Raw genomic sequence first — 20,163 nt, forward strand, 5'->3', positions numbered from 1 at the left:
TTTTAGTCCTCTTTTAGCGGTTCAATACCACCCGCCCGTCGAACTGGCGTCCGTCTCCCAGGGTCAGCCGGAATACATAAAGCCCATTGGGAAGTGTTATGCCCCCCTGATCGGTTCCGTCCCAATACAGCCCGTTCTCGCCCAGCCGGAGCGCTTGCCGGAGTGTTCGGACCACCTGTCCGTTGAGGTTTCGAATGATCAACTGTCCGGTTCCGGGAGCCTCTTTCCCGCTTATGGTAAACCGAAAACGGGTGTCGGTCCGGAAAGGATTAGGCGTCGGTAACACGGCCGATAAATTGGCTTCGTTCCGCACCCGAAAACGGATCTCGTACGGAACAACTCCGGCTTTGTTGCCGCTGACATCCGTTGCCTGTACCCGCAGCGTGTAAACGCCATCCGCCAGGTTTTTGGGTAAATAGTTCAACGTGAACCGGTTATTGGGCCCAGCCGGGGTCCAGTTAACATCCGGACTACTCAGTGCGATTCGTTCAAAACGGCAGGATTCACACGGTTTTCGGAGCAGCAGGTCAAGCCCCAGCGTATCCTGCCTAATGCGGTACAAATCTTCGTCCAGCACGGTAATCTGAATCGTCGGATTGGGCGAAACTACGGCCCCATCGGGAATCCGCACTCCATCGAAAGTCACATCCAGCAAGGGGTTCAGGTGATCGGGCGGCAATCGCTGGCTGGAATCGGGCAGCACGACCGTAAACTTGTCGGCATTCGGTGCGATGGTAAACACCAGCAGATTGTTGGTTTCGTCCAGTTCGGCCACCTGATTGTCGGCATCGAGAACCAGTTCATACCGTGTCGGACCGTTGGCGTCCAGCTCGGGCCGGAAGCGGTAGATAATGGTATCGCGGTAGGCGACAGCCGGGCGCATGACTGTACCGTAGGAACGAATTTGTCCATCGGCGAGCCGTTTCCGGATGGTCAGATTCAGCCGCTCGCGTTGGTCGTATCGTCCGGCGTTGATCACCACCACCCGCAGCCGAACCGAATCGGCGGCATCGTCGAGCCGCGAAATGCCGGACGATTGAATCTGAAAGTCGGCTTTGGGCAATGGAAAAATCCGGAGAGCCGGATCGCCCTGCAACACCATCTGGTGCGCGTTGGAAATCTGGAAACCGTCCTGCGTTGTGGCCAGCACGCGTCGGGTCGTTTCCTGATGAATGATGCCAATCGGTTTGGTAAAATACGTGCTGTCCGTAAAAAGCGTTTTGTAGAACTGAATCGTGAAGGTGTTCAATGGCCCCGTGTAGCCCGAAAAACAATGCGCCAACACCGCAATGGCCCCTTTATCGGGCGACAGCACCCAGTTGGTGCTCAAAACCGTGCCGCCGTAGAAGATGTTGCCTACCCCGCAGCCGTTGAAAAACATAAGCGGATACCTTCCTTTGTTACGGTACCCGAAAACCGGGTCGGAGGCATACCCAATGTCGAGGTCGGTGGAGGTGGGGGAGGAGTGGCCGAAAAACGAGATCATCGAAACGCCGTCGTTGACCGCGCGGCTGATGTCGATGCGCTCGACCGGCTCGTCGGTTTTCTTCGATTGGGTTGTGACCGCCGAACCGAGGTATTGGCGTTGCACCAGTCCTTTGGCTTCGTCCAGAATGCTCCGGAACGCGGTTTGTTCAAACTCGGAGCGTCCACCGGTCAGGTGCAAAATCTCTTTTCGCCAGGGAACATTGGCTGCACTGCTTTCAAATTCCTGCACTTTCGTTAGGTAGTTTCCCACTTCGAAGGGATTTAGCACGTTTAAGCGGCCGGTGGGCAGGGCTGGTACATTTTCGGGAAAACCGGCCAGCCCGGCCGTTAGCAGCACATCCGAACCGGGAACCTGGCCAACCGTCGGCACCAGGTCGAGGTAATACTGGTTGGCGTTCTTCCGAAACGGAAAATACACCGACGAACGGCCCAGCAGAAATAGAAACTTGTCGGAACCGCCCGTGAGCATGTAATCGGCAAAGCGCCGGATGGCCAGCGGAGTTCGTTCGCCAAAACTAAACTGATTGAACAGGGCTTTCATCGTAACCACCAGCGTGTCGTAGCGCCCGCCCGCTGCCGATGCCCGGTAAGCAGCAAACGCGCGAACCGGATCGGCCACCTGTCCCGTCGGTTTCATGAGGGTCTCGTGGCTGACGATCAGGTAATTAGCTCTGGCTGGATCGAATTTCCGAAAAACAACCCGTTCCAACCGGGCTGGTGTAACCACATCCGTGCTGACCCAGAGCCGACGCCCGGTAGCGGTGTTCGGAACCACCAGCCGGAGCAAGGTGCCTTCCCAGGTACCGCTCAGTCGCCGGGCCGCTCCGGCATCTGTGATGTCGTAAATGACGGTGCTTGTCGGCGCATTCGGGATTTCGAGCAGCGAACGGCCGCCGGTTCGGGGCAGCAGCCGGAGCAGTTGCTGCGGTCCGTTTTTGACACTAATCGTTTGTGGAAACCGAACCCGAACCGTGCTGACCGAATACCGGTCGAATTCGGACGGACCGTGCGAAAGCGTGGTGAGGGCCAGTTCGGCGGCTTGCCCCTCGCCGGTAGTGGTCAGGTCGCTGGCTTCGAGGGTTGTGGCAAACCGGGCAGTCTGGAAGGTGTTGAACCGGAGCGTGTTGAGCAGGCGGTTGCCTGGGCCGACCAGCAGATCGACTTCGTGCGAGAAATTGTCCCGCCCGTTTAGCAACACGTCCAGTTCGGGTTTTTCGGGTGCCCGCCTGAACCAGCCGGGTAATTTAAGGGTCTGGGTAAACGGTTTATTTTTCGGCTGCATGGGGCCGGTCCAGCCCTCACCGGCTTCAAAAAAGACTTCGTATTGGGTCACAAAAGGCGTCGGGCCGGTCGACGGGTTGGTCGACATTTCATCCTTCAGTACCAGCAGGTGTTCGGCCAGGTGGTAGGTTTCGGGCTGGAGTCCGGCGGTATTGGTTTCCTGTACCAGCGCGACCCGCTTGCCGGGCTTGCCGTCGGTCCGCCAGGTCAGGAAGTAAGCCGCCGTGTCCGAGTACATACTATAGTACGGATGGGGCTGGGCGCTCATGGGCCGGTAGAGCAGCGTATCCTGCAATCCGTCGTTGCCTTCACCCACAAATTCGAGGTAATCGGGCGCATCAAGCTTTTTATCCTGTTCTCCGGCTACCCAAATGGCCTGTTCGATGCCCCGTCGGAAAAGCTGGAGCGTGGTGGGATCGATGGACGAAACCGGAACACCGGCTTTTTGCAAATCACTCGTCGTCAGCCGATAAACCGCCCGTTCCGTTACCGGAATCCGGTAATAGGTTTGGTCATAGGTAATCCATTCATTCCCAAAACGGATATTCTGGGCCTTGGTACAGAAACTGCTTATTAACAAGAGTAAAACAAGAACTTGTTTCCTCATAAAAGAGTCGGGTAATTTAGAATAACAATTTTTGTTTACGCAGGCAAAAAACAAGAGATTAGTAAAATATTTATATTGAAACTTAGAATATTGACTTCGTTTCTTTGTCAGCCTGTCGAGTATAATTAGTCAATAGATTGCTTATGAGTTAACCTGCAATGAATCTGAAATATTCACTAAGAAGAGTTTAAGATATATTATCTGGTTATTTTGATTCAAATGAGCTATACATCTGCATTGGTGGTCGTTTTTTTTGTATAATTCGTTTGTGATCCTTCAATAGTAGTATAGTCGAAAAAAAACGTCCCATATCACATTTTTCTCCAATCAGGATAAAATGGTTTACTTAAAACGGCTTCGGATTGATTTCAAAAATTCCTTTCTGGATCCATTATTTCTATTTTTATTTAGTTTGAAATATAGCTATTAAATCTCTAGTTTTGATGTTTTGTTAAATAAAATTCTATTATTTAGCTAATAAATATGATTTTGCTGTAAAGAAACCAAATATAAATAGAATGAAAATGACAAATATTTATAGTATTTTAATTTATTGCTTGTGATATAATCATGGTTCTTTATAAAGAAGTAGATTACTAAAGATGGGATGCTTAGTACAATATATCTCGAGCTTACTTGAGATATTGCTATTATTGGTGTGATTGATAAACAAGCAGTCCAAAGCCACAAAAATTGTTGTGCATTATTTTTAAGTGAACTATAAAGCTGTTGGAGTATGTGCCTAATGAAAATTATAGAGATAAATAAACAGTTGCCACCAATAAATAATAAAACAGTGTAACTATAGCCTTTACCTAATAATGAAACAATTAATGACAGGGAAAATTTGACTTTTAGTTTTAGAAAGAAATAGTTAAAAGATAAAACGGAAATATATATTAATATATATAATAATATAGTATTACGACTTATTCGATAAATTTGCGTTTTGGAGCTAATAAATTTTAATATTATATAATAAGCCATAAAGTAAGAAAAGCCATGTGATATGAGTTCGATATCTAACGTATCAGCTTTAATTTTTATATTTTTAGGAGGGACAACTCCTTTCCATACGTAAACAAGAGGGGCGAGAGAAAGTGCTAAAGCTAGAACTAATGCTATGTGACTTCTATTTAATGTTAATCTTTTTTGCTTATAAGTTTCAAGAATAATATTTCCTGTAACTAAACCAACTGGAATGGTAATTAAAGTTATTCTTCCATACAAACTAAAAGCGAAAAATAATACCGAGAGGCTAAAATACAGGTAGTTAATTGAGCATTTTGATTTTATTACACATAAATAAGTAAACAATACAGCGCCTACTAAAGCCATCATAAGCGACGGCGCTTCCGTTAAGGCTAAAACACTTATTGTCCAAAAATTAGGTATTGAAAAAAATAGGCAAAACGTAATTAAAAAATAAAAATAATAATTTCTAGATGATATTTCAAATGTTAAAATATTAATAATTTTTGCAGTAGATGCAATGATAAACAAAGAAAATGAAAGGTTAATAATGCGCATAGTAAGTGGACTATATTCATCGTACCTTGAGGTTAGAAAATGAAGAATTTGATAAAGAGGTCCAGGAGCTTGGGATTCCATTTCTTGCAAAAACTTAGCAGATAATCCATACTTCTCTAATAATAGTATGTTCTGATAAAAGAAAATTTCATCATAGACAAAACTATCCGGGCTAATAAGAATAAGTAATAATAATAATACCAACGCTATTGTGCTCAAAATTGCGAAGTATTTTTCGGTACTCATGTGGTTTACTTTTAGGTACATTTATTAGGCCTCCGTAAGCTTATTAAATTGAGTAAACATACCTTTAGTATTATATAAAAACATATAGGGAAATAGACAACCACATTTCATTTAATTTCAATACTCTCAGTAATTTCCAGGGCCGTCGACCGGTAGGGTTTGGTAACATAATCAAACGATGAATAATAATGACTCGCCAACGCCAGAAGCACACAGCCTGGCGAGAAATTATACAGCATCCGCCAGTCCGGCGGAAAGAGATGCAACGCCTGGCCTCCGGCACTCAACTCATAGACGGAATCCTGCTGGGCCGACTGAACAAACACCGTGACTGAACCGGCCAGACACAATAAGATACTATGGTTTTTCCGATGCCGGTGGTTCCCCCGCCGGGCCTCGGCGGGGACGTTGTAAATCAGGTACGACCGCTGAAACGTCAAGCCTGTAGCTGCTTCCAATTCCGGAATCAGGTTGGTGGTTGATCGGATCGTGTATAACCTTGCCATCTTCAGGGCCCGGACGTTCTTTCCTGTCGCCGACGGGTTGCCAACAGTTGATGCCCGAATCATCTCGCTTGATCACAAAGCAAAGAATCAAGTTGAATTTATTATGTAGAAAAATATCCATTTAAACCCGCTGAAGAATCGCCAGACGTGTGCCAGACGCAGATTTTTGGGAAGAAAGACGACGAAGAATGTACATAAAATACACGTTTTTCTACAAAGACCGACCGGCTGGATTCCTAAGTTTGAAGCGATTTTCCGGTTATCCGCGATTGTATGGTTACTGTTTCCCTGTACACGTACACCTCCCCCTGGATGGGTTTCCCTTTGGCTCATCCAGTCTGGTCGTCTCTGTTTTTGGCTGCGTTTTTTGCGGCTGTTGCAGGGGTCATTTTTAGCCTTCGTTACCGGCTTTTGCAACGGCAACATCTTAAAGTAAATGATGAGATCGAGGCCCGTATTTTACAGCAGCAACAACTGATTTCTGAATTGCAGTTGCGCAACGATCAGCTGAAAATATCTCAGGAGAGCCTGGATCTATCCATGACTGAAAAAGATCGGTTTATTTCCATCCTGATTCACGATTTGCGTTCGCCCTTGCGCTATTTATACAAAAATACCGCTTACCTGTTTCGAAACTGGAAACGCGACTCGCACGCCGAACTGGACGGCCTGATTGCTGAAATTAATCATTCGACCCAGCAGATTCATTTCCTGACGGAAGAAATGATGCAGTGGATTGCTACCCAGAATAAGGCGTATCGTGTTCGTAAGGAGGAATTTTTTTTGTCTGATATTATTGCAGAGCTGGACGTTTTCTACGGAGGTAATATTCTTCAGCATCAAAATCGGTTTGAACTGGATATTCCTTCGCATTTGAAGGTTGAAACCGACAGGTTACTGCTAAAAATCCTTCTGCGCAATCTGCTGGATAACGCCAACAAAAATACCGACGAGGGGGTGATTCGCGCCGAGGCCCGGCAGGCTTATCAAAAGGTGGTGATTACAGTTTCGGATACGGGCGTTGGCGTCTCTCCCGCGTTGTTGCAGGCCATCAATCACTATTTTAACACGTCGACGCCAATACCGGATTTAAACACCCAATTTGGCCACAAGATCATTCGGGATTTTACGCGGTTGCTCAACGGAACCATTGTGTACGAATCGCCTGAAAGGGGCGGGTTACGGGTCATATTGACGTTACCGACTTACTAAAACCGGCTTTTAACTGGTCGCTCCGCGTGGTTTTTCGTCCAGCGCCAGGCGGATGAGTTCGACGGTATTTTTTACGCCCGCTTTACGGAGAATGCTGGCGCGCTGATTGGCAACGGTATTGGCGCTGATATCGAACCGTTTGGCGATTTCCTGGCTGCTCATGCCTTCGGTCAGGCAGGTCAGAATCTGGGCTTCGCGCGAGGTGACCTTGTTCCAGATCGAGGAGCTTTTGCGGGGCGTGTAGTCTATTTCTTCTTTGGGCATCGACGTACCAGGCTGCACCAGATGCCGGATAATGACCGAGGATGCACTGGGCGGATAATAAAATTCGCCACTAACCACCGCCCGGATCGCCCGTAGGATTTCTTCGCGGTCGGTGTCTTTGGACAAATAACCGGCGGCTCCGTATTGCACCGACTTCAGAATATAGTCCTTGTTGTTGTGCATGCTGAACATCAGAATCCGGATTTTCGGGTACTGCTGCGTGATGATTTGCAGGGCTTCAATACCCGACATGCGGGGCATGGTGATGTCGAGAAACAGTACGTCCGGTTTAACAACCGGAATGAGGTCAATGACTTCGTCGCCATCGGGTGCTTCGCCGACGATCTCGATATCGGTTTCATCCTCCAGCAACAAACGGACGCCTTTGCGGACCACCGAGTGGTCGTCGGCCACCAGAATTCGGATCGGTGTCATGCAGAATGTGGGTCTGGTAAAAGGACCGTAACGTTCGTTCCTTTCTTCGGTTTTGACGTAATCTTCAGTTCGCCGTTCAACAAACGGGCCCGGGTATGCATATTTTCCAATCCATTAATGGTTGGTATGCCCCGGTCGGCTCGGGTAACAGCCTTGACCTGAAATCCTTTGCCATCGTCGTCGATTGTCAGCTTAATTTTACCGTTCTTCCGCTGCCATCGAAGCCGGATCTGCCCGGCTTCGGCGTGTTTGACGGCATTGTTCAGGGCTTCCTGCGCAATGCGGTACAGCCCAATTTCGATGGCAGGGCTAAGCCTTCTTTCGTCCGGCTCTCCGTCAAAGATAACCGCCAGCCCGGACGAACGGGCGGTTTGCTCGGCTAAAAATTGCAAAGCCGCCACCAGCCCAAAGTCGCTCAGCACCGACGGCATCAGGTTATGTGAGGTCTGACGCGTGGTCTGGATCACGTCGTAAATCAGTTCGCAAAGTTCCTCAAACCGCTGGCGGTGTTTCGGTTCCGGAAACGGAACGACTTTTAACTTCTCGGCGTGAAGTTTCAAACCGGTCAGCATCTGGCCAATTCCATCGTGCAGTTCACGGGCAAACCGGCGTCGTTCTTCTTCCTGCCCTTCGAGCAAAGCCGCCGAACGCACGGTTTCTTCGGTCATTTGCAACTGGTATTTTTCTTCGGTCGCCCACAACAGCTCCCGCTGCGTAATCACCAACTGCCGGTTGGTATTTTCCAGACTGGCATTGGCAACGGCCAGATTTTCGTTGGCAGCCCGCAGGGCTTCGTCGGATTCCGTCAGTTTGCGAATGACCTCTTTGGTGTGATTGACCACCGGCCGAAAAATCAGCAGCCCTTCGATCAGCAGCGTCAGCAGCGTCGCCAGCGTCAGTGCCCATTCGATTTGCTCGAGTGATTCAATTCGCTCAATACTTTCGTAGTCGAACTGAAACACGATGGCGTTCATCTGCTCCAGAAACAGCGGCTCGGCCCGTAAAACCGTTTGTAAGGCGGCTTGTCGTTGTTCCGGCGTCGCCCGCGCGTCATTGATTTGCACCAAGCTCCGGTACATCGACTGAAAAACCGGCTCCAACTGGCTAAACATGCGGTCGATCTGTCGGCTTTTCCGAACGGCATACTGTTTTTCCATGCGCAGCAAGCCATTCCGAAGCTGAATCTGGCTCTGGCTCCAGGTGTCGAGCAAGGCCGCAAACGAAGCCGTATCGGCCGTCGGTAGGCCGGTTGTCCGGAGCAGCGCCAGTTTGGTCAGCCGCTGACTCAGCATCCGTTGCCGCCCGGCCACGTTTACCACCCGGCTATCGTCATAATGATCGCTCAAGGTGCGCCGAATGAACAGCAGGCCACTCAGCGACAGCACGGCGATGACCGTGAGCGCCAGCACATAAAACCGGGTTAACCGCCGGGCAACTTGCTGATCGAGTTGACTCATGCTACGGGATTAAACCCCAATATAAACGATTCCGTCGGTTATTCTGACCGGGAACGTCGCAATTTGGTAGCCGTCGTCGTTCAGGCACTGGCCGCTCCGGAGCGAAAAGGTCTTCTTGTGGAACGGGCAGGCCACCTTCGGCTCGTCGCCTTGGCTCCCGATCATCCCCCGCGAGAGGGCCATCTGCCGGCGGTGCGGGCATTCGTTGTCGGTGGCGTACCACTCGCCCCGGCGGGCAAAGTTGTAAATGGCAATCTGGTGGCCGTTGAGCAGCACACACGCTCCGCCATCTTCCGGAACATCCTTGACCCGGCAGGCTGCGTGCCAGGTCATTTCTTCTTTTTCAGCAACTAAAGCTTCCATTGTAGAGTACCCACGGACTGAAGTCCGTGTTTTTAAAGTGTTTCAATCCAGATGATTATATCAACTCACACATACGTTATTCGTGTTTCGTGAGTTTATTTTAGCTGTCTGATTATTCTAACTCACACGGACTAAAGTCCGTGGATACTAGTAGACCACTCTTTGGCCCGTATTTGACCGCGCATGGTTTCAAAGGCTACGGTGGGGTCTTTCTGCTCGGGGACGTTGACGAAGTGGGCAAACCGCTTGCGGAGTTCGGGACTGTCGACCACCTCTTTCCATTCGCACTTGAACGTATCGACCAGCAGTTGCATTTCGCGCTCCAGGTCGTCGGCAATGCCCAGTACGTCATCCACCACAACGGCTTTCAAATACGTCAACCCGCCTTCCAGTTTGTTGAGCCAGGTGGCCGTGCGGGTCAGCGGATCGGCGGTTTTGATGTAAAACATCAGGAAGCGGTCGATGTAGCGAATACAGGTTTCTTTGTCGAGGTCCGACGCCAGCAGTTGGGCGTGTTGCGGTTTGGAGCCGCCGTTGCCGCCCACGTAGAGGTTCCAGCCTTTTTCGGTGGCAATGATGCCGAAATCCTTGCTCTGGGCTTCGGCGCATTCGCGGATGCAACCCGACACGCCCGACTTGATTTTGTGCGGAGACCGAACGCCCTTGTAACGCTCCTCGACTTCAATAGCGAACGACACCGAGTCCTGGACGCCAAACCGGCACCAGGTGCTGCCCACGCAGCTTTTGACCGTTCGCAATGATTTGCCGTACGCATGACCGCTCTCAAAACCGGCGTCGATCAGTTCTTCCCAGATCAGCGGCAAATCGCCCACGTGCGCGCCGAAAAGGTCGATGCGCTGCCCGCCCGTGATTTTGGTGTACAGCCCGTATTTTTTCGCCACCTGACCAATCACGATCAGCTTGTCGGGCGTGATTTCTCCCCCCGGAATGCGCGGTACGACCGAGTAGGTGCCGCCTTTCTGGATGTTCGCTAAAAACCGGTCGTTCGAGTCCTGGATGGTCGCCCGGCCCTGTTCCAGAATGTTTTCGTTCCACAAACTCGCCAGAATCGACGCCACCGCCGGTTTACACACCTCGCAGCCGTCGCCTTTGCCGAATTTATCAAGCACGTCGTTGAAGGTTTTCAGGCCGTTTATTTTAATCAAATCAAGTATTTCCTGACGGGTGTAATCGAGGTGTTCGCAGAGGACGTTCCGGATGTAGTGCCCTTTCTGCTTCAGAACCCCCTGAATCAAGTCTTTGACCAACGGCGTACAACCCCCGCAACCCGTGCAGGCTTTGGTGTTTTTCTTGAGTGCGTCGATGCTGGTGTGGCCGTTTTCGCCGATTTCGTGGCAGAGCTGGGCTTTCGTGATCGCTTCGCAGGAACAGATCAGCGCGTCGTCGGGCAGACCCATTACTCCGGCGCCCGCTTCTTCACCCCCGCGCGAGCCTAAGATCAGGTCTTCGGGGTCGGGCGGCAATACGGTTTTGTTCTTGCAGGTTTGCAGCAGCATGTTGTACTGCTCGGCATCGCCCACCAGAATTCCGCCCAGCAGGGTTTTGCCGTCCGGCGCGAGGTTGATGCGTTTGTAAACGCCCTTGGCCTTGTTTTCGTAGACAATCGTTCGCCCGTTCGGTTCGCTCACGAACGGATCGCCGAAGCTGCCCACGTCGGTGCCGATCAGCTTGAGCTTGGTCGACATGTCGTACGGCTTAAATTCCTTCTCCTCGCCCAGTAGCCGTGAGGCCACCACCTCGGCCATCTCGTAGCCCGGCGCGACCAGCCCGTAAATTAGGTGGTGAACCACGGCGCACTCGCCAATAGCAAAAACCGCCGGATCCGAAGTTTGCAGGAAATTGTCGACCACGATGCCCCCGCGTGGGTGGGTGTCCAGCCCGGCGGCTTTCGCTAGTTCGTCGCGGGGCCGAATCCCGGCCGAAATAATCAGCATATCGACCTCCAGCGCGCTGCCGTCAGCAAACTGAATGCCCCGGATCGTGTCGTCGCCGGTAATCTGCTGCGTGTTTTTCGAAAGGTGAATGCGCAGGCCCAGCGATTCGAGCTGCCGTTGCAACATTCCGGAACCGGCCTCATCAATCTGGCGGGGCATCAACCGGGGCGCAAATTCAATGACGTGGGCTTCTTCCAACCCCAGATCCAACAGGGCTTTGGCGGCTTCCAGACCGAGCAAACCGCCCCCCATCACGGCCCCTTTACGCGCCCGACGCGCGTACGACTGGATGAGGTCCAGGTCTTCGATGGTGCGGTAAACGAACACCCCGTCTTTTTCGACCCCGGCCACGGGCGGCACGAACGCCCCGGAACCCGTTGCCAGAATCAGATAGTCATACGGCACTACGACGCCGTGGTGCGAACGGACTTCCCGGCGCTCGCGGTCGATGTCCACCACGGGATCGGTCAGGAAGAGCCGGATGTTGTTTTCGGCGTACCAGCTTTCGGGGGCCAGCGTGAGTTCATCGGCGGTTTTGCCCGCAAAATAAGCACTCAAATGCACCCGGTCGTAGGCCACGCGCGGTTCTTCCCCAAAAACCGTCAGCGAAAACCGGGAACCGTTTTTTTGTTTGGCTACTAATTTCTCACAGAATTTGTAGCCGACCATGCCGTTGCCAATCACAACGACCCGTTGCGTTTTGCTTGTGTTCATAGTTATTAGTAACTATAGTAATAAAACAAACCCGTTTATTTTTTGTACTATTTTAGTAAAATCCCCCAATTGTCGCTAAAATAGTACGGTTCAAATTTAAACTGATTTTTTTCAAATTCCTACTTTTTTATTTGGTAATGTATAAATTTTAATCCTATTTTTATTGAAAACACTTGTTTTTCAAAATTTCATCCCTAATTTTGAGCCAATAATTTGATAGCTATCAAATACTATTAATAGTACATTTTAACTATAAGGCATCTTAAATTCCAAAAGCGATGAAGCCAAAGCTTACACTCGTGGGGGCGGGTCCCGGCGACGGCGAATTGATCACCTTAAAAGGGATCAGGGCGCTTCAACAGGCCGACGTCGTTTTGTACGACGATCTGGCCAACGACTCCCTGCTGGACTTTGCGCCGAAGCACGCCCTGAAGACCTACGTGGGCAAGCGGGCTGGCCGGGCGTCGTTTTCGCAGGCCGAAATCAACGACCTGATTGTGCGGCTCGCGCAGGAACACGGGCACGTGGTCCGGCTGAAAGGGGGCGATTCGTACGTATTCGGACGCGGGTACGAGGAATACGAACACGTCCGCCAGTACGGGATTGCGTGCGAGGTGGTGCCGGGCGTATCGAGTTGCATTGCCGTTCCGGCGTCGCAGGGCATTCCGGTGACCGCGCGCGGGGTGAGCGAAAGCTTCTGGGTGATCACCGGCACGACGCGCCACGGCGAACTGTCCGACGATCTGCGGCTAGCGGTTCAATCAAAAGCGACAGTTGTGGTCTTGATGGGCATGAGCAAGCTGGCCGAAATCTGCGCGCTGTACGGGCAGGCCGGGCGGGGTCATGTGCCGATGGCCGTGGTGCAAAACGGCACCCGGATCAACGAGCAGTGCGTGGTGGGGCAGGTTTGGAAAATGCCGCAGTTGGTGGCAGAGCAGGGCGTGGGGGCGCCCGCTGTGCTGGTCATCGGCGAGGTCGTCACGCTGCATCCGTCGTACCTGGCGGAATGCCTGCGCGGCCTGGCGGTGGCAGAGTAAGCGGTTTAGCGTTTATGGTTTTTAGTTTATGGTTGGCTGACGCAAGAATCGTTAGCATAGGTCACCAACTATAAACAATAAACTCTAAACCATAAACTACAAAAAAAGCCGATCCGGTGTGGGGGCACCTGTGGATCGGCTAACGGGTTCGTCTATGTAAAACACAAACGGTTCAAAGAAAATGAAAAAAAAGACGTAAAGCAAATCCGCCTTTCTCATCTGCCGGGAACCGATCACCGCACGGATTTTCGGAGCGCTTCTAAGGGCTGTCTTCTCAAGGGGTTACCAGCTTCGTCGCCCTGACGGGTACCCACTAGTTTTTTGCACTGGCCGCTTTCATTTTTCTTTCAACCCACGTATGCCATGAAATTTTACTTCGGGCGGATTGGCTTGCTATGCCTTCTGCTGACCCTTCTCTATACCCAACTTCCGGCGCAGGTCTCGCTGGTTGGCCAACTCCGGACGCGAACCGAACTGCGCGACGGCTACAGCAACCTGACGCCCTACGGCAGCCGCCCGGCGGCTTTTACCTCGCAGCGAACGCGGCTGACCGTCGGGTACAAGTGGAGCCGCATCAACTTCAATGTGGCCGTGCAGGACGTGCGGGTGTGGGGCCAGGATGCGTCAACGATCAATGCCGCCGACGGAAACCGGCTGATGGTCCACGAAGCCTGGGCCGAACTTGTGCTGATCAACAGCGCGGATAGTACGCTGAAATTCAAGCCGATTCAAAATTTATCGCTCAAGCTGGGGCGGCAGGAACTGGTCTATGATGACGTTCGGCTGCTGGGCAATCTCGACTGGCTCCAGCAGGGCCGCCGGTTCGATGCGGCTCTGCTGAAGGCGCAACACCACGGCTGGGCGCTCGACCTGGGCGTTGGCTTCAACCAGAATACCGATGCGTTTGGCGTCGTGGGTACGGGTTACACGCCCGCCAACGCACCGACTTCTGCCCTCTCGACTAAAAACGTGTCGCTGGCGATTCCGGGCGGTTTTCTGCCCACAACCGGGAAAGGCGGGGCGCCGGTGGTCGCCAATGCCGTCAGCACGAACGGGCAAAACCAGCAGTTCAAGGCGTTCCAGATGGCGTACCTGACCCGGAAGTTTAACAACACCAAATTCTCGGCCCTACTTTTCAAAGATGACTTTTCGAAATACCGCATCGACTCACTGGGTAGTGTTACTACGGGTTACGTATATGGTCGCCGTTATGACGTTCCGGGTGTGAATTCCCGGCTGACGTACGGGGCTATGCTCACGGGCCAGCAAGCGGTTTCGGGAATTAAAACCGGCCAGGTGCTGTGGCAGGCTTTTGGGTATCTGCAAAGCGGCAAAGACCGCGACGGCCTGCGCATCCGGAAGGCGTACCACTACGGCGCGAATGTGACGTTTCAGAAAGGGCCCCTGAGCGTTTCGCCCGGCTACGAAGTGCTGTCGGGGACTAACGCGGCCACGGCCAAACCGGGTGAAACCGGGCGGTTTGATCCGCTGTACGGCACTCCGCACAAACACTGGGGCTACATGGATTACTTCTACGTCGGGACCGGCTCGCCCGTGGGCGGTTTGAAAGACGGTTTTCTGAAATTCAAATACACCGGAAAGCGCCTGACCACCGGCCTGGACGTGCACTATTTTGCCCTGGCAGCCACCACCTACAACAAGCTGCCGGATGCATCCGCCGGAGCGGTTTTGCCTGCCAAGCTGGGCATGGAGTACGACTTCATCGCGGCCTACAGCCTGAACAAATTCACGACGCTGGAAGCGGGCTACGCGCTGATGAAGGGCACCAATACGCTGGAATACACCAAGCAAAGCACGATGAATCAGAAAGATAAACTCGGGACCTGGGCGTACCTGATGATCAACATCCGCCCGGTTTTCTAGTACCCACGGACTTTAGTCCGTGAGAATTGTACAGACCAGATAGCTAATACAAACTCACGAAACCGCTCACGGACTAAAGTCCGTGGGTACTCAAAGATATGAACACGAACAAACCATTAGAAACACTGCCGGTATTCAGCTTCAAAGGCATTCAGATGCGGACGTTCCACATCACCTGGCTCACCTTTTTTGTCTGCTTTTTCGGCTGGTTCGGGCTGGCTCCGCTGATGCCCGCCATCCGTGCCGACCTGGGCCTGACCAAACCCGAAGTCGGAAATACGATCATTGCCGCCGTCTCGGCCACGATTTTTGCCCGGCTGTTTGTCGGTAAACTCTGCGATACCTGGGGGCCGCGCAAAACCTACACGGCGCTGCTGGTCATTGGGGCCTTTCCGGTGATGCTGGTGGGCCTGGCCCACGATTACACCACGTTCCTGCTGTTCCGGCTGGCGATTGGCGTCATTGGAGCCTCGTTTGTCATCACGCAGTTTCACACCTCGATGATGTTTGCGCCCAAGATCAAAGGCACGGCCAACGCCGTCGCCGGGGGCTGGGGTAACCTGGGGGGCGGCATCACGCAGCTCGCCATGCCGCTCATCATGGCCACCATCGTCGGCTTTGGCTACACCAAACCCGAAGCCTGGCGGCTGGCGATGATTGTGCCGGGGGTAATGATGCTCGTCATGGCATTTATCTATTACCGGTTTACAAAGGATACACCCAACGGCAATTTCGAAGACAGTCAGCGCGTGACGGAGAAAGGCGAGAAGGTAAGTTTCTGGAAAGCCTGCGCCGACATCCGGGTGTGGGCGCTGGCGCTGGCCTACGGTTGCTGCTTCGGCATGGAAATCACGTTCGACGGGGTGGCGTCGCTGTATTTCTTTGACAACTTCCACCTGAAAGAAACCGAAGCCGGTTTCTGGGCCATGCTGTTCGGTTTCATGAACATCTTCGCCCGAGCGCTCGGTGGCATTGTGGCCGATAAAGTGGGCAGCAAGTACGGGATGCGTGGCAAAGGCGTGCTGCTGGCTGGAATGCTGCTGCTGGAAGGGCTGGGCATCATGCTCTTCGCCAACGCCGGGAGCCTGCCGCTGGCGATCCTCTCGATGATCACGTTTGCGCTGTTCCTGAAAATGGCCAACGGCGGCACCTACGCCATCGTCCCGTTCGTGAATCCCAAAGCCGTCGGCGTGATTTCCGGCGTCGTGGGCGCGGGCGGTAACATCGGCGGGATGCTGATGGGCTTCCTGTTCAAGTCGCAGTCGATCAGCTACGGCCAGGCGTTTCTATACATCGGCGGCATCGTAGCCGCCACCGGTTTGCTGCTGTTCCTGGTCAATTTCAGCAAAACCGCTGTCGTCCAGCCCCGCGAAACCGAGTTGCAAACAGCTTAAGGAGTTAAGAATTAAGAGTGATGAGTTAAGACGGGGCCGCCCGGCGGTTGGCTGGCGCATTCACAAGTCGCGGAGCAACCGCCGGGCGGCCCCGTCTTAACTCATCACTCATCACTCATCACTAAAATGTTGGTTCATCAAACGACTTGTTGCTATTGTGGGGTAGGCTGCGGGATCGTCGTCCGGCAGGAGCCGAATGGGCGACTGACCGTCGAGGGCGATCAGCAGCACCCGTCGAACCGGGGGATGTTGTGCTCGAAGGGCATGAATCTCCATTATACGGTGATGGATCAGTCGGACCGGCTGCTGTATCCGCAGATGCGGCTGGGCCGGTCGATGCCGTTGCAGCGGGTGAGCTGGGATGCGGCCCTGGAGCGGACAGCGGCTGTTTTCCGGACGTTGATTCAGAAATATGGTCCGGATTCGGTGGCGTTTTACGTGTCGGGCCAGTGTTTGACGGAAGAATATTACCTGGTCAACAAGCTCATCAAGGGATTTATTGGCTCCAACAACATCGACACGAATTCACGGCTGTGCATGAGTTCGGCAGTGGTGGGTTATAAATTGTCGCTGGGCGAGGATTCCGTGCCGGTTTGTTACGACGACATCGAAGAAGCCGACGTTTTTTACGTGCAGGGCGCGAACCCGGCCTGGTGCCATCCCATTCTCTGGCGACGCATCGAAGCGCACAAAGCAGCCAACCCGCACGTCAAAATCATTTGCGTGGACCCGCGCCGGACCGATACCGCCCGCTCGTCGGACCTGCACCTGCCCATCCGGCCCGGCACCGACATTGTGCTCAACAACGCCATCGGCCGCTTGCTGATCGAAAACGGTTTGATCGACCAGGACTTTATTCTCGACCACACGGACGGTTTTGCGGCCTACCGCGAGCAGGTCATGCAACGAACCATCGAAGAAGCCGCCGACTTGTGCGGCATCGAACCGGCCGCGATTCGGCAGGCGGCTGCGTGGATCGGGCGGTCGAAAGGCTTTTTGTCACTCTGGACAATGGGCCTGAATCAGTCGGTGGTGGGCGTCAACAAGAACCTGTCCCTCATCAATTTGCACCTGATTACGGGCCGGATCGGAAAACCGGGGAACGGCCCGTTTTCGCTGACCGGCCAACCGAACGCGATGGGTGGCCGGGAAGTGGGCGGTCTGGCGAACATCCTGCCCGCGCACCGCGAGGTGACCAATGCGGCCCACCGCGCCGAAGTGGAAGCTTTCTGGCAGAGTCCCGTGCAGATTGCCCACAAACCGGGGCTGACGGCCACGGAGATGTTCGAGGCCCTAGCGGATGACAAGTTAAAAGCCATCTGGATTATCAACACGAATCCGCTGGTGAGTATGCCGGACGCCAATGCCGTGGAAAAAGCGCTGAAAACCGCCCGGTTTGTGGTCGTGCAGGACGTTTCCAACCGGGCCGATACCGTCGCGTTGGCCGACGTGGTGCTGCCCGCAGCCGCCTGGCTCGAAAAAGAAGGGACCATGACCAACGCCGAGCGCCGGATTGCCTACCTGCCGAAAGTACTCGACGCACCCGGCGAAGCCCTGCCCGATGCCGAAATCATCTGGCGGTTTGCGCAAAAAATGGGCTTCGGCGAGTCATTCAACTACACAAAACCGTCCGAGGTGTACCAGGAATATACCCGCATCACAGCCGGAACGAACGTCGACGTGACGGGCGTGAGCTACGAACTGCTGCAAAAATACCGGACGATTCAGTGGCCGTTTTCTAAAAAAGAAATATCGAATATCGAATACCGAATACCGAATACCGAAGGAAAGATTGCGGGGGCAGAAAACCGTGAACCGTATACCGAAAACCATAAACCGGAACCCGGCACGAAGCGGCTTTTTACCGATCACCGGTTTTATACGGCAAACGGGCGGGCGCAGATTCACGCGGTGCCGGATGGCAATGCGTCGGAGCCGACGGACGACGATTTCCCGCTGGTGCTGACCACGGGCCGCATCCGCGATCAGTGGCACACGATGACCAAAACCGGGCGAGTGGCCAAGCTGGGGCAGCATAGTCCGCAGCCGTTCCTGCAAATTCATCCCCAGGATGCCGCTCCGCGCGGGATTCGCGACGGGCAACTGGTGGTGGTACAGGGCCGGCGGGGCAGCGTCCGCGTGAAAGCCCAACTGACCGAGGATGTGCGGCCCGGTTTGTGCTTTCTGCCCATGCACTGGGGGAAGATGCTGAATAACAACCAGGTGCGGGCCAACAACCTGACCAATGCGCTGATCGATCCGCGATCGAAGGAACCGGATTTCAAGTTTTCGGCGGTGGAGGTGGTACCGTACCGAAAACCGGCGGAGAAGATTATCATCATCGGGGCCGGTTCGGCGGGGCTGGGTTTTATCAATGCTTACCGGGCTTTGGCGACGGACGAAGACGAAATTCACGTGTTTTCGAAGGAAATTTATCCCTTTTACAATCGGGTGCTGCTGCCGGATTACATCAGCGGGGCGCAATCCTGGGAACAGCTCGTCAAGCTGCGCGAGGAGCAATTTGCTGAAAACCGGATCGTGGTGCATAAGGGCGTCGGCATCGTACACATCGACCGGCAAGCCAGGGTTGTCACCGACAGCAACGGCGTCGAACACCGGTACGACAAACTGCTGCTCGGCACCGGCAGCCGGGCGTTCATGCCGAAAGGCGTTCCGCAACTGCCCGGTATTTTCAACATGCGGTCGCGGTTGGATGCTGATTCGCTGCTGCCGTTTTTGAAACAGGACGACCCGCACGCGGTCATCGTCGGGGGCGGTTTGCTGGGCCTCGAACTGGCCGCTTCGCTGCGTCAAATCAATGTGCGTGTCACCGTTATTCAACGGGCCGGGCGGTTTATGGAACGCCAGATCGATCCGCTGGCGAGCGAGTTGCTATACCTGGAACTGAAAGACCGGGGCATTGAGATGTACTTCAACGAAGAAGTGCAGACGTATGCGGGGACTGAGCGCGTCGAAGGCATTCAACTGAAATCCGGGCAAAAAATACCGTGTCAGGTCGTGGTGATCGCCATCGGCACCGAACCGAACACCGAACTGGCCCGCGAAGCCGGGCTGGAATGCAACCGGGGCGTGGTGGTCAACGACTATATGCAAACGTCCGATCCTGCCATTTTTGCCGCCGGGGAACTGGCGCAGTGGAACGGCCAAATGTGGGGCATAACCCTGGCCGCCGAGCAACAGGCCGAAGTGGCCGCCCGCTTTATCGCCGGGGATATTTCCCAACCGTATCGGGGCAGCGTTTTACTCAGTATTCTGAAAATGGAAGGTCTGCACCTGTGCAGCATTGGGCTGGCGGAAGCACCCGCCCATGATCCAGCTTACGAAGAGATTGTCTTCATCGACAAGGCCAAACGGTATTACAAAAAGTGCATCGTCCACGGCGATAAGCTGGTGGGGGCTATCCTGATCGGCGATAAAAACGAGTTTGCCGAGTTCCGCGAACTGATTGCCAGCGGGTTGGAACTCTCCGAAAAACGGCTACAACTGCTGCGGAGCAGCAAAACCGTCGATCCGGTGGCGGGCAAACTGGTGTGTTCCTGCAACAGCGTCGGCCAGGGCAACCTGGAGCGGGCCATTGCCGCCGGTTACACGGATTTCCAGCAACTCTGCCAGAAAACCGGCGCCGGAACCGGCTGCGGCTCCTGCCGACCCGAAGTGCGCAGCATCCTTGAAAGGAATTATGAGTTAAGAGTTATGAGTTAAGAGTTGGCTTTGCCGTCGGCTAGGTACCAGGCGGAGCCAACTCTTAACTCTTAACTCATAACTCTTA

General features: G+C 53.4%; 12 protein-coding genes. 5 read left to right on the top strand and 7 right to left on the bottom strand.

From position 1 onward, the window contains the following. Positions 1-13: 13 nt before the first annotated feature. From ACO2Q8_RS26630 to ACO2Q8_RS26640, 3 genes are all read right to left on the bottom strand, one after another. Positions 14-3,376: a C25 family cysteine peptidase gene (locus tag ACO2Q8_RS26630; protein WP_423347939.1), complete on the bottom strand. Its 3,363-nt coding sequence runs from the start codon at positions 3,374-3,376 to the stop codon at positions 14-16. A 474-nt stretch (positions 3,377-3,850) separates the two neighbouring features. Beyond that, on the bottom strand, positions 3,851-5,152 hold the full coding sequence (locus tag ACO2Q8_RS26635) for a hypothetical protein (protein ID WP_423347940.1): 1,302 nt from the start codon (positions 5,150-5,152) through the stop codon (positions 3,851-3,853). A 107-nt stretch (positions 5,153-5,259) separates the two neighbouring features. Continuing rightward, positions 5,260-5,721, bottom strand: coding sequence for a sugar 3,4-ketoisomerase (locus ACO2Q8_RS26640; RefSeq protein WP_423347941.1), 462 nt, complete (start codon positions 5,719-5,721; stop codon positions 5,260-5,262). A 210-nt stretch (positions 5,722-5,931) separates the two neighbouring features. On the opposite strand from ACO2Q8_RS26640, the gene ACO2Q8_RS26645 reads away from it, so the two are divergent. Continuing rightward, a complete protein-coding gene (locus ACO2Q8_RS26645; protein WP_423347942.1) occupies positions 5,932-6,870 on the top strand; it encodes a sensor histidine kinase in 939 nt (312 codons plus the stop codon). Positions 6,871-6,879: 9 nt separating this feature from the next. Here ACO2Q8_RS26645 and ACO2Q8_RS26650 read toward each other — a convergent pair whose 3' ends face one another. From ACO2Q8_RS26650 to nirB, 4 genes are all read right to left on the bottom strand, one after another. Continuing rightward, positions 6,880-7,569: a response regulator gene (locus tag ACO2Q8_RS26650; RefSeq protein WP_423347943.1), complete on the bottom strand. Its 690-nt coding sequence runs from the start codon at positions 7,567-7,569 to the stop codon at positions 6,880-6,882. After that, positions 7,566-9,026, bottom strand: a complete 1,461-nt coding sequence (locus ACO2Q8_RS26655) for an ATP-binding protein (RefSeq protein ID WP_423347944.1) — start codon at positions 9,024-9,026, stop codon at positions 7,566-7,568. The genes ACO2Q8_RS26650 and ACO2Q8_RS26655 overlap by 4 nt, the downstream gene beginning before the upstream one ends. Before the next feature lie 9 nt (positions 9,027-9,035). Then, positions 9,036-9,389 (bottom strand): nitrite reductase small subunit NirD, encoded by a 354-nt coding sequence (gene nirD, locus ACO2Q8_RS26660; RefSeq protein ID WP_423347945.1) that lies wholly within the window; start codon positions 9,387-9,389, stop codon positions 9,036-9,038. Between the two features lie 131 nt (positions 9,390-9,520). Beyond that, positions 9,521-12,058, bottom strand: a complete 2,538-nt coding sequence (gene nirB, locus ACO2Q8_RS26665; RefSeq protein WP_423347946.1) for a nitrite reductase large subunit NirB — start codon at positions 12,056-12,058, stop codon at positions 9,521-9,523. Between the two features lie 278 nt (positions 12,059-12,336). On the opposite strand from nirB, the gene cobA reads away from it, so the two are divergent. The 4 genes from cobA (at position 12,337) to ACO2Q8_RS26685 (ending at position 20,096) form a co-directional block, all read left to right on the top strand. Further along, positions 12,337-13,095, top strand: coding sequence for a uroporphyrinogen-III C-methyltransferase (gene cobA, locus ACO2Q8_RS26670; protein ID WP_423347947.1), 759 nt, complete (start codon positions 12,337-12,339; stop codon positions 13,093-13,095). Between the two features lie 363 nt (positions 13,096-13,458). Then, positions 13,459-14,979, top strand: coding sequence for an alginate export family protein (locus ACO2Q8_RS26675; RefSeq protein WP_423347948.1), 1,521 nt, complete (start codon positions 13,459-13,461; stop codon positions 14,977-14,979). A 98-nt stretch (positions 14,980-15,077) separates the two neighbouring features. Continuing rightward, positions 15,078-16,373 (top strand): NarK family nitrate/nitrite MFS transporter, encoded by a 1,296-nt coding sequence (locus tag ACO2Q8_RS26680; protein WP_423347949.1) that lies wholly within the window; start codon positions 15,078-15,080, stop codon positions 16,371-16,373. Between the two features lie 126 nt (positions 16,374-16,499). Further along, complete coding sequence (locus tag ACO2Q8_RS26685) at positions 16,500-20,096, top strand: molybdopterin-dependent oxidoreductase (RefSeq protein WP_423347950.1); 3,597 nt, start codon at positions 16,500-16,502, stop codon at positions 20,094-20,096. The last annotated feature ends 67 nt before the right edge of the window (positions 20,097-20,163 follow it).

Source organism: Larkinella sp. VNQ87 (assembly GCF_049445795.1).
Taxonomy (GTDB): domain Bacteria; phylum Bacteroidota; class Bacteroidia; order Cytophagales; family Spirosomataceae; genus Larkinella.

What these genes read in the sequence shown, in the direction of transcription:
- ACO2Q8_RS26630 (WP_423347939.1), bottom strand. Translation starts at nt 3,376, where the DNA reads ATGAGGAAACAAGTTCTTGTTTTACTCTTGTTAATAAGCAGTTTCTGT.
- ACO2Q8_RS26635 (WP_423347940.1), bottom strand. Translation starts at nt 5,152, where the DNA reads ATGAGTACCGAAAAATACTTCGCAATTTTGAGCACAATAGCGTTGGTA.
- ACO2Q8_RS26640 (WP_423347941.1), bottom strand. Translation starts at nt 5,721, where the DNA reads ATGATTCGGGCATCAACTGTTGGCAACCCGTCGGCGACAGGAAAGAAC.
- ACO2Q8_RS26645 (WP_423347942.1), top strand. Translation starts at nt 5,932, where the DNA reads ATGGTTACTGTTTCCCTGTACACGTACACCTCCCCCTGGATGGGTTTC.
- ACO2Q8_RS26650 (WP_423347943.1), bottom strand. Translation starts at nt 7,569, where the DNA reads ATGACACCGATCCGAATTCTGGTGGCCGACGACCACTCGGTGGTCCGC.
- ACO2Q8_RS26655 (WP_423347944.1), bottom strand. Translation starts at nt 9,026, where the DNA reads ATGAGTCAACTCGATCAGCAAGTTGCCCGGCGGTTAACCCGGTTTTAT.
- nirD (WP_423347945.1), bottom strand. Translation starts at nt 9,389, where the DNA reads ATGGAAGCTTTAGTTGCTGAAAAAGAAGAAATGACCTGGCACGCAGCC.
- nirB (WP_423347946.1), bottom strand. Translation starts at nt 12,058, where the DNA reads ATGAACACAAGCAAAACGCAACGGGTCGTTGTGATTGGCAACGGCATG.
- cobA (WP_423347947.1), top strand. Translation starts at nt 12,337, where the DNA reads ATGAAGCCAAAGCTTACACTCGTGGGGGCGGGTCCCGGCGACGGCGAA.
- ACO2Q8_RS26675 (WP_423347948.1), top strand. Translation starts at nt 13,459, where the DNA reads ATGAAATTTTACTTCGGGCGGATTGGCTTGCTATGCCTTCTGCTGACC.
- ACO2Q8_RS26680 (WP_423347949.1), top strand. Translation starts at nt 15,078, where the DNA reads ATGAACACGAACAAACCATTAGAAACACTGCCGGTATTCAGCTTCAAA.
- ACO2Q8_RS26685 (WP_423347950.1), top strand. Translation starts at nt 16,500, where the DNA reads ATGTTGGTTCATCAAACGACTTGTTGCTATTGTGGGGTAGGCTGCGGG.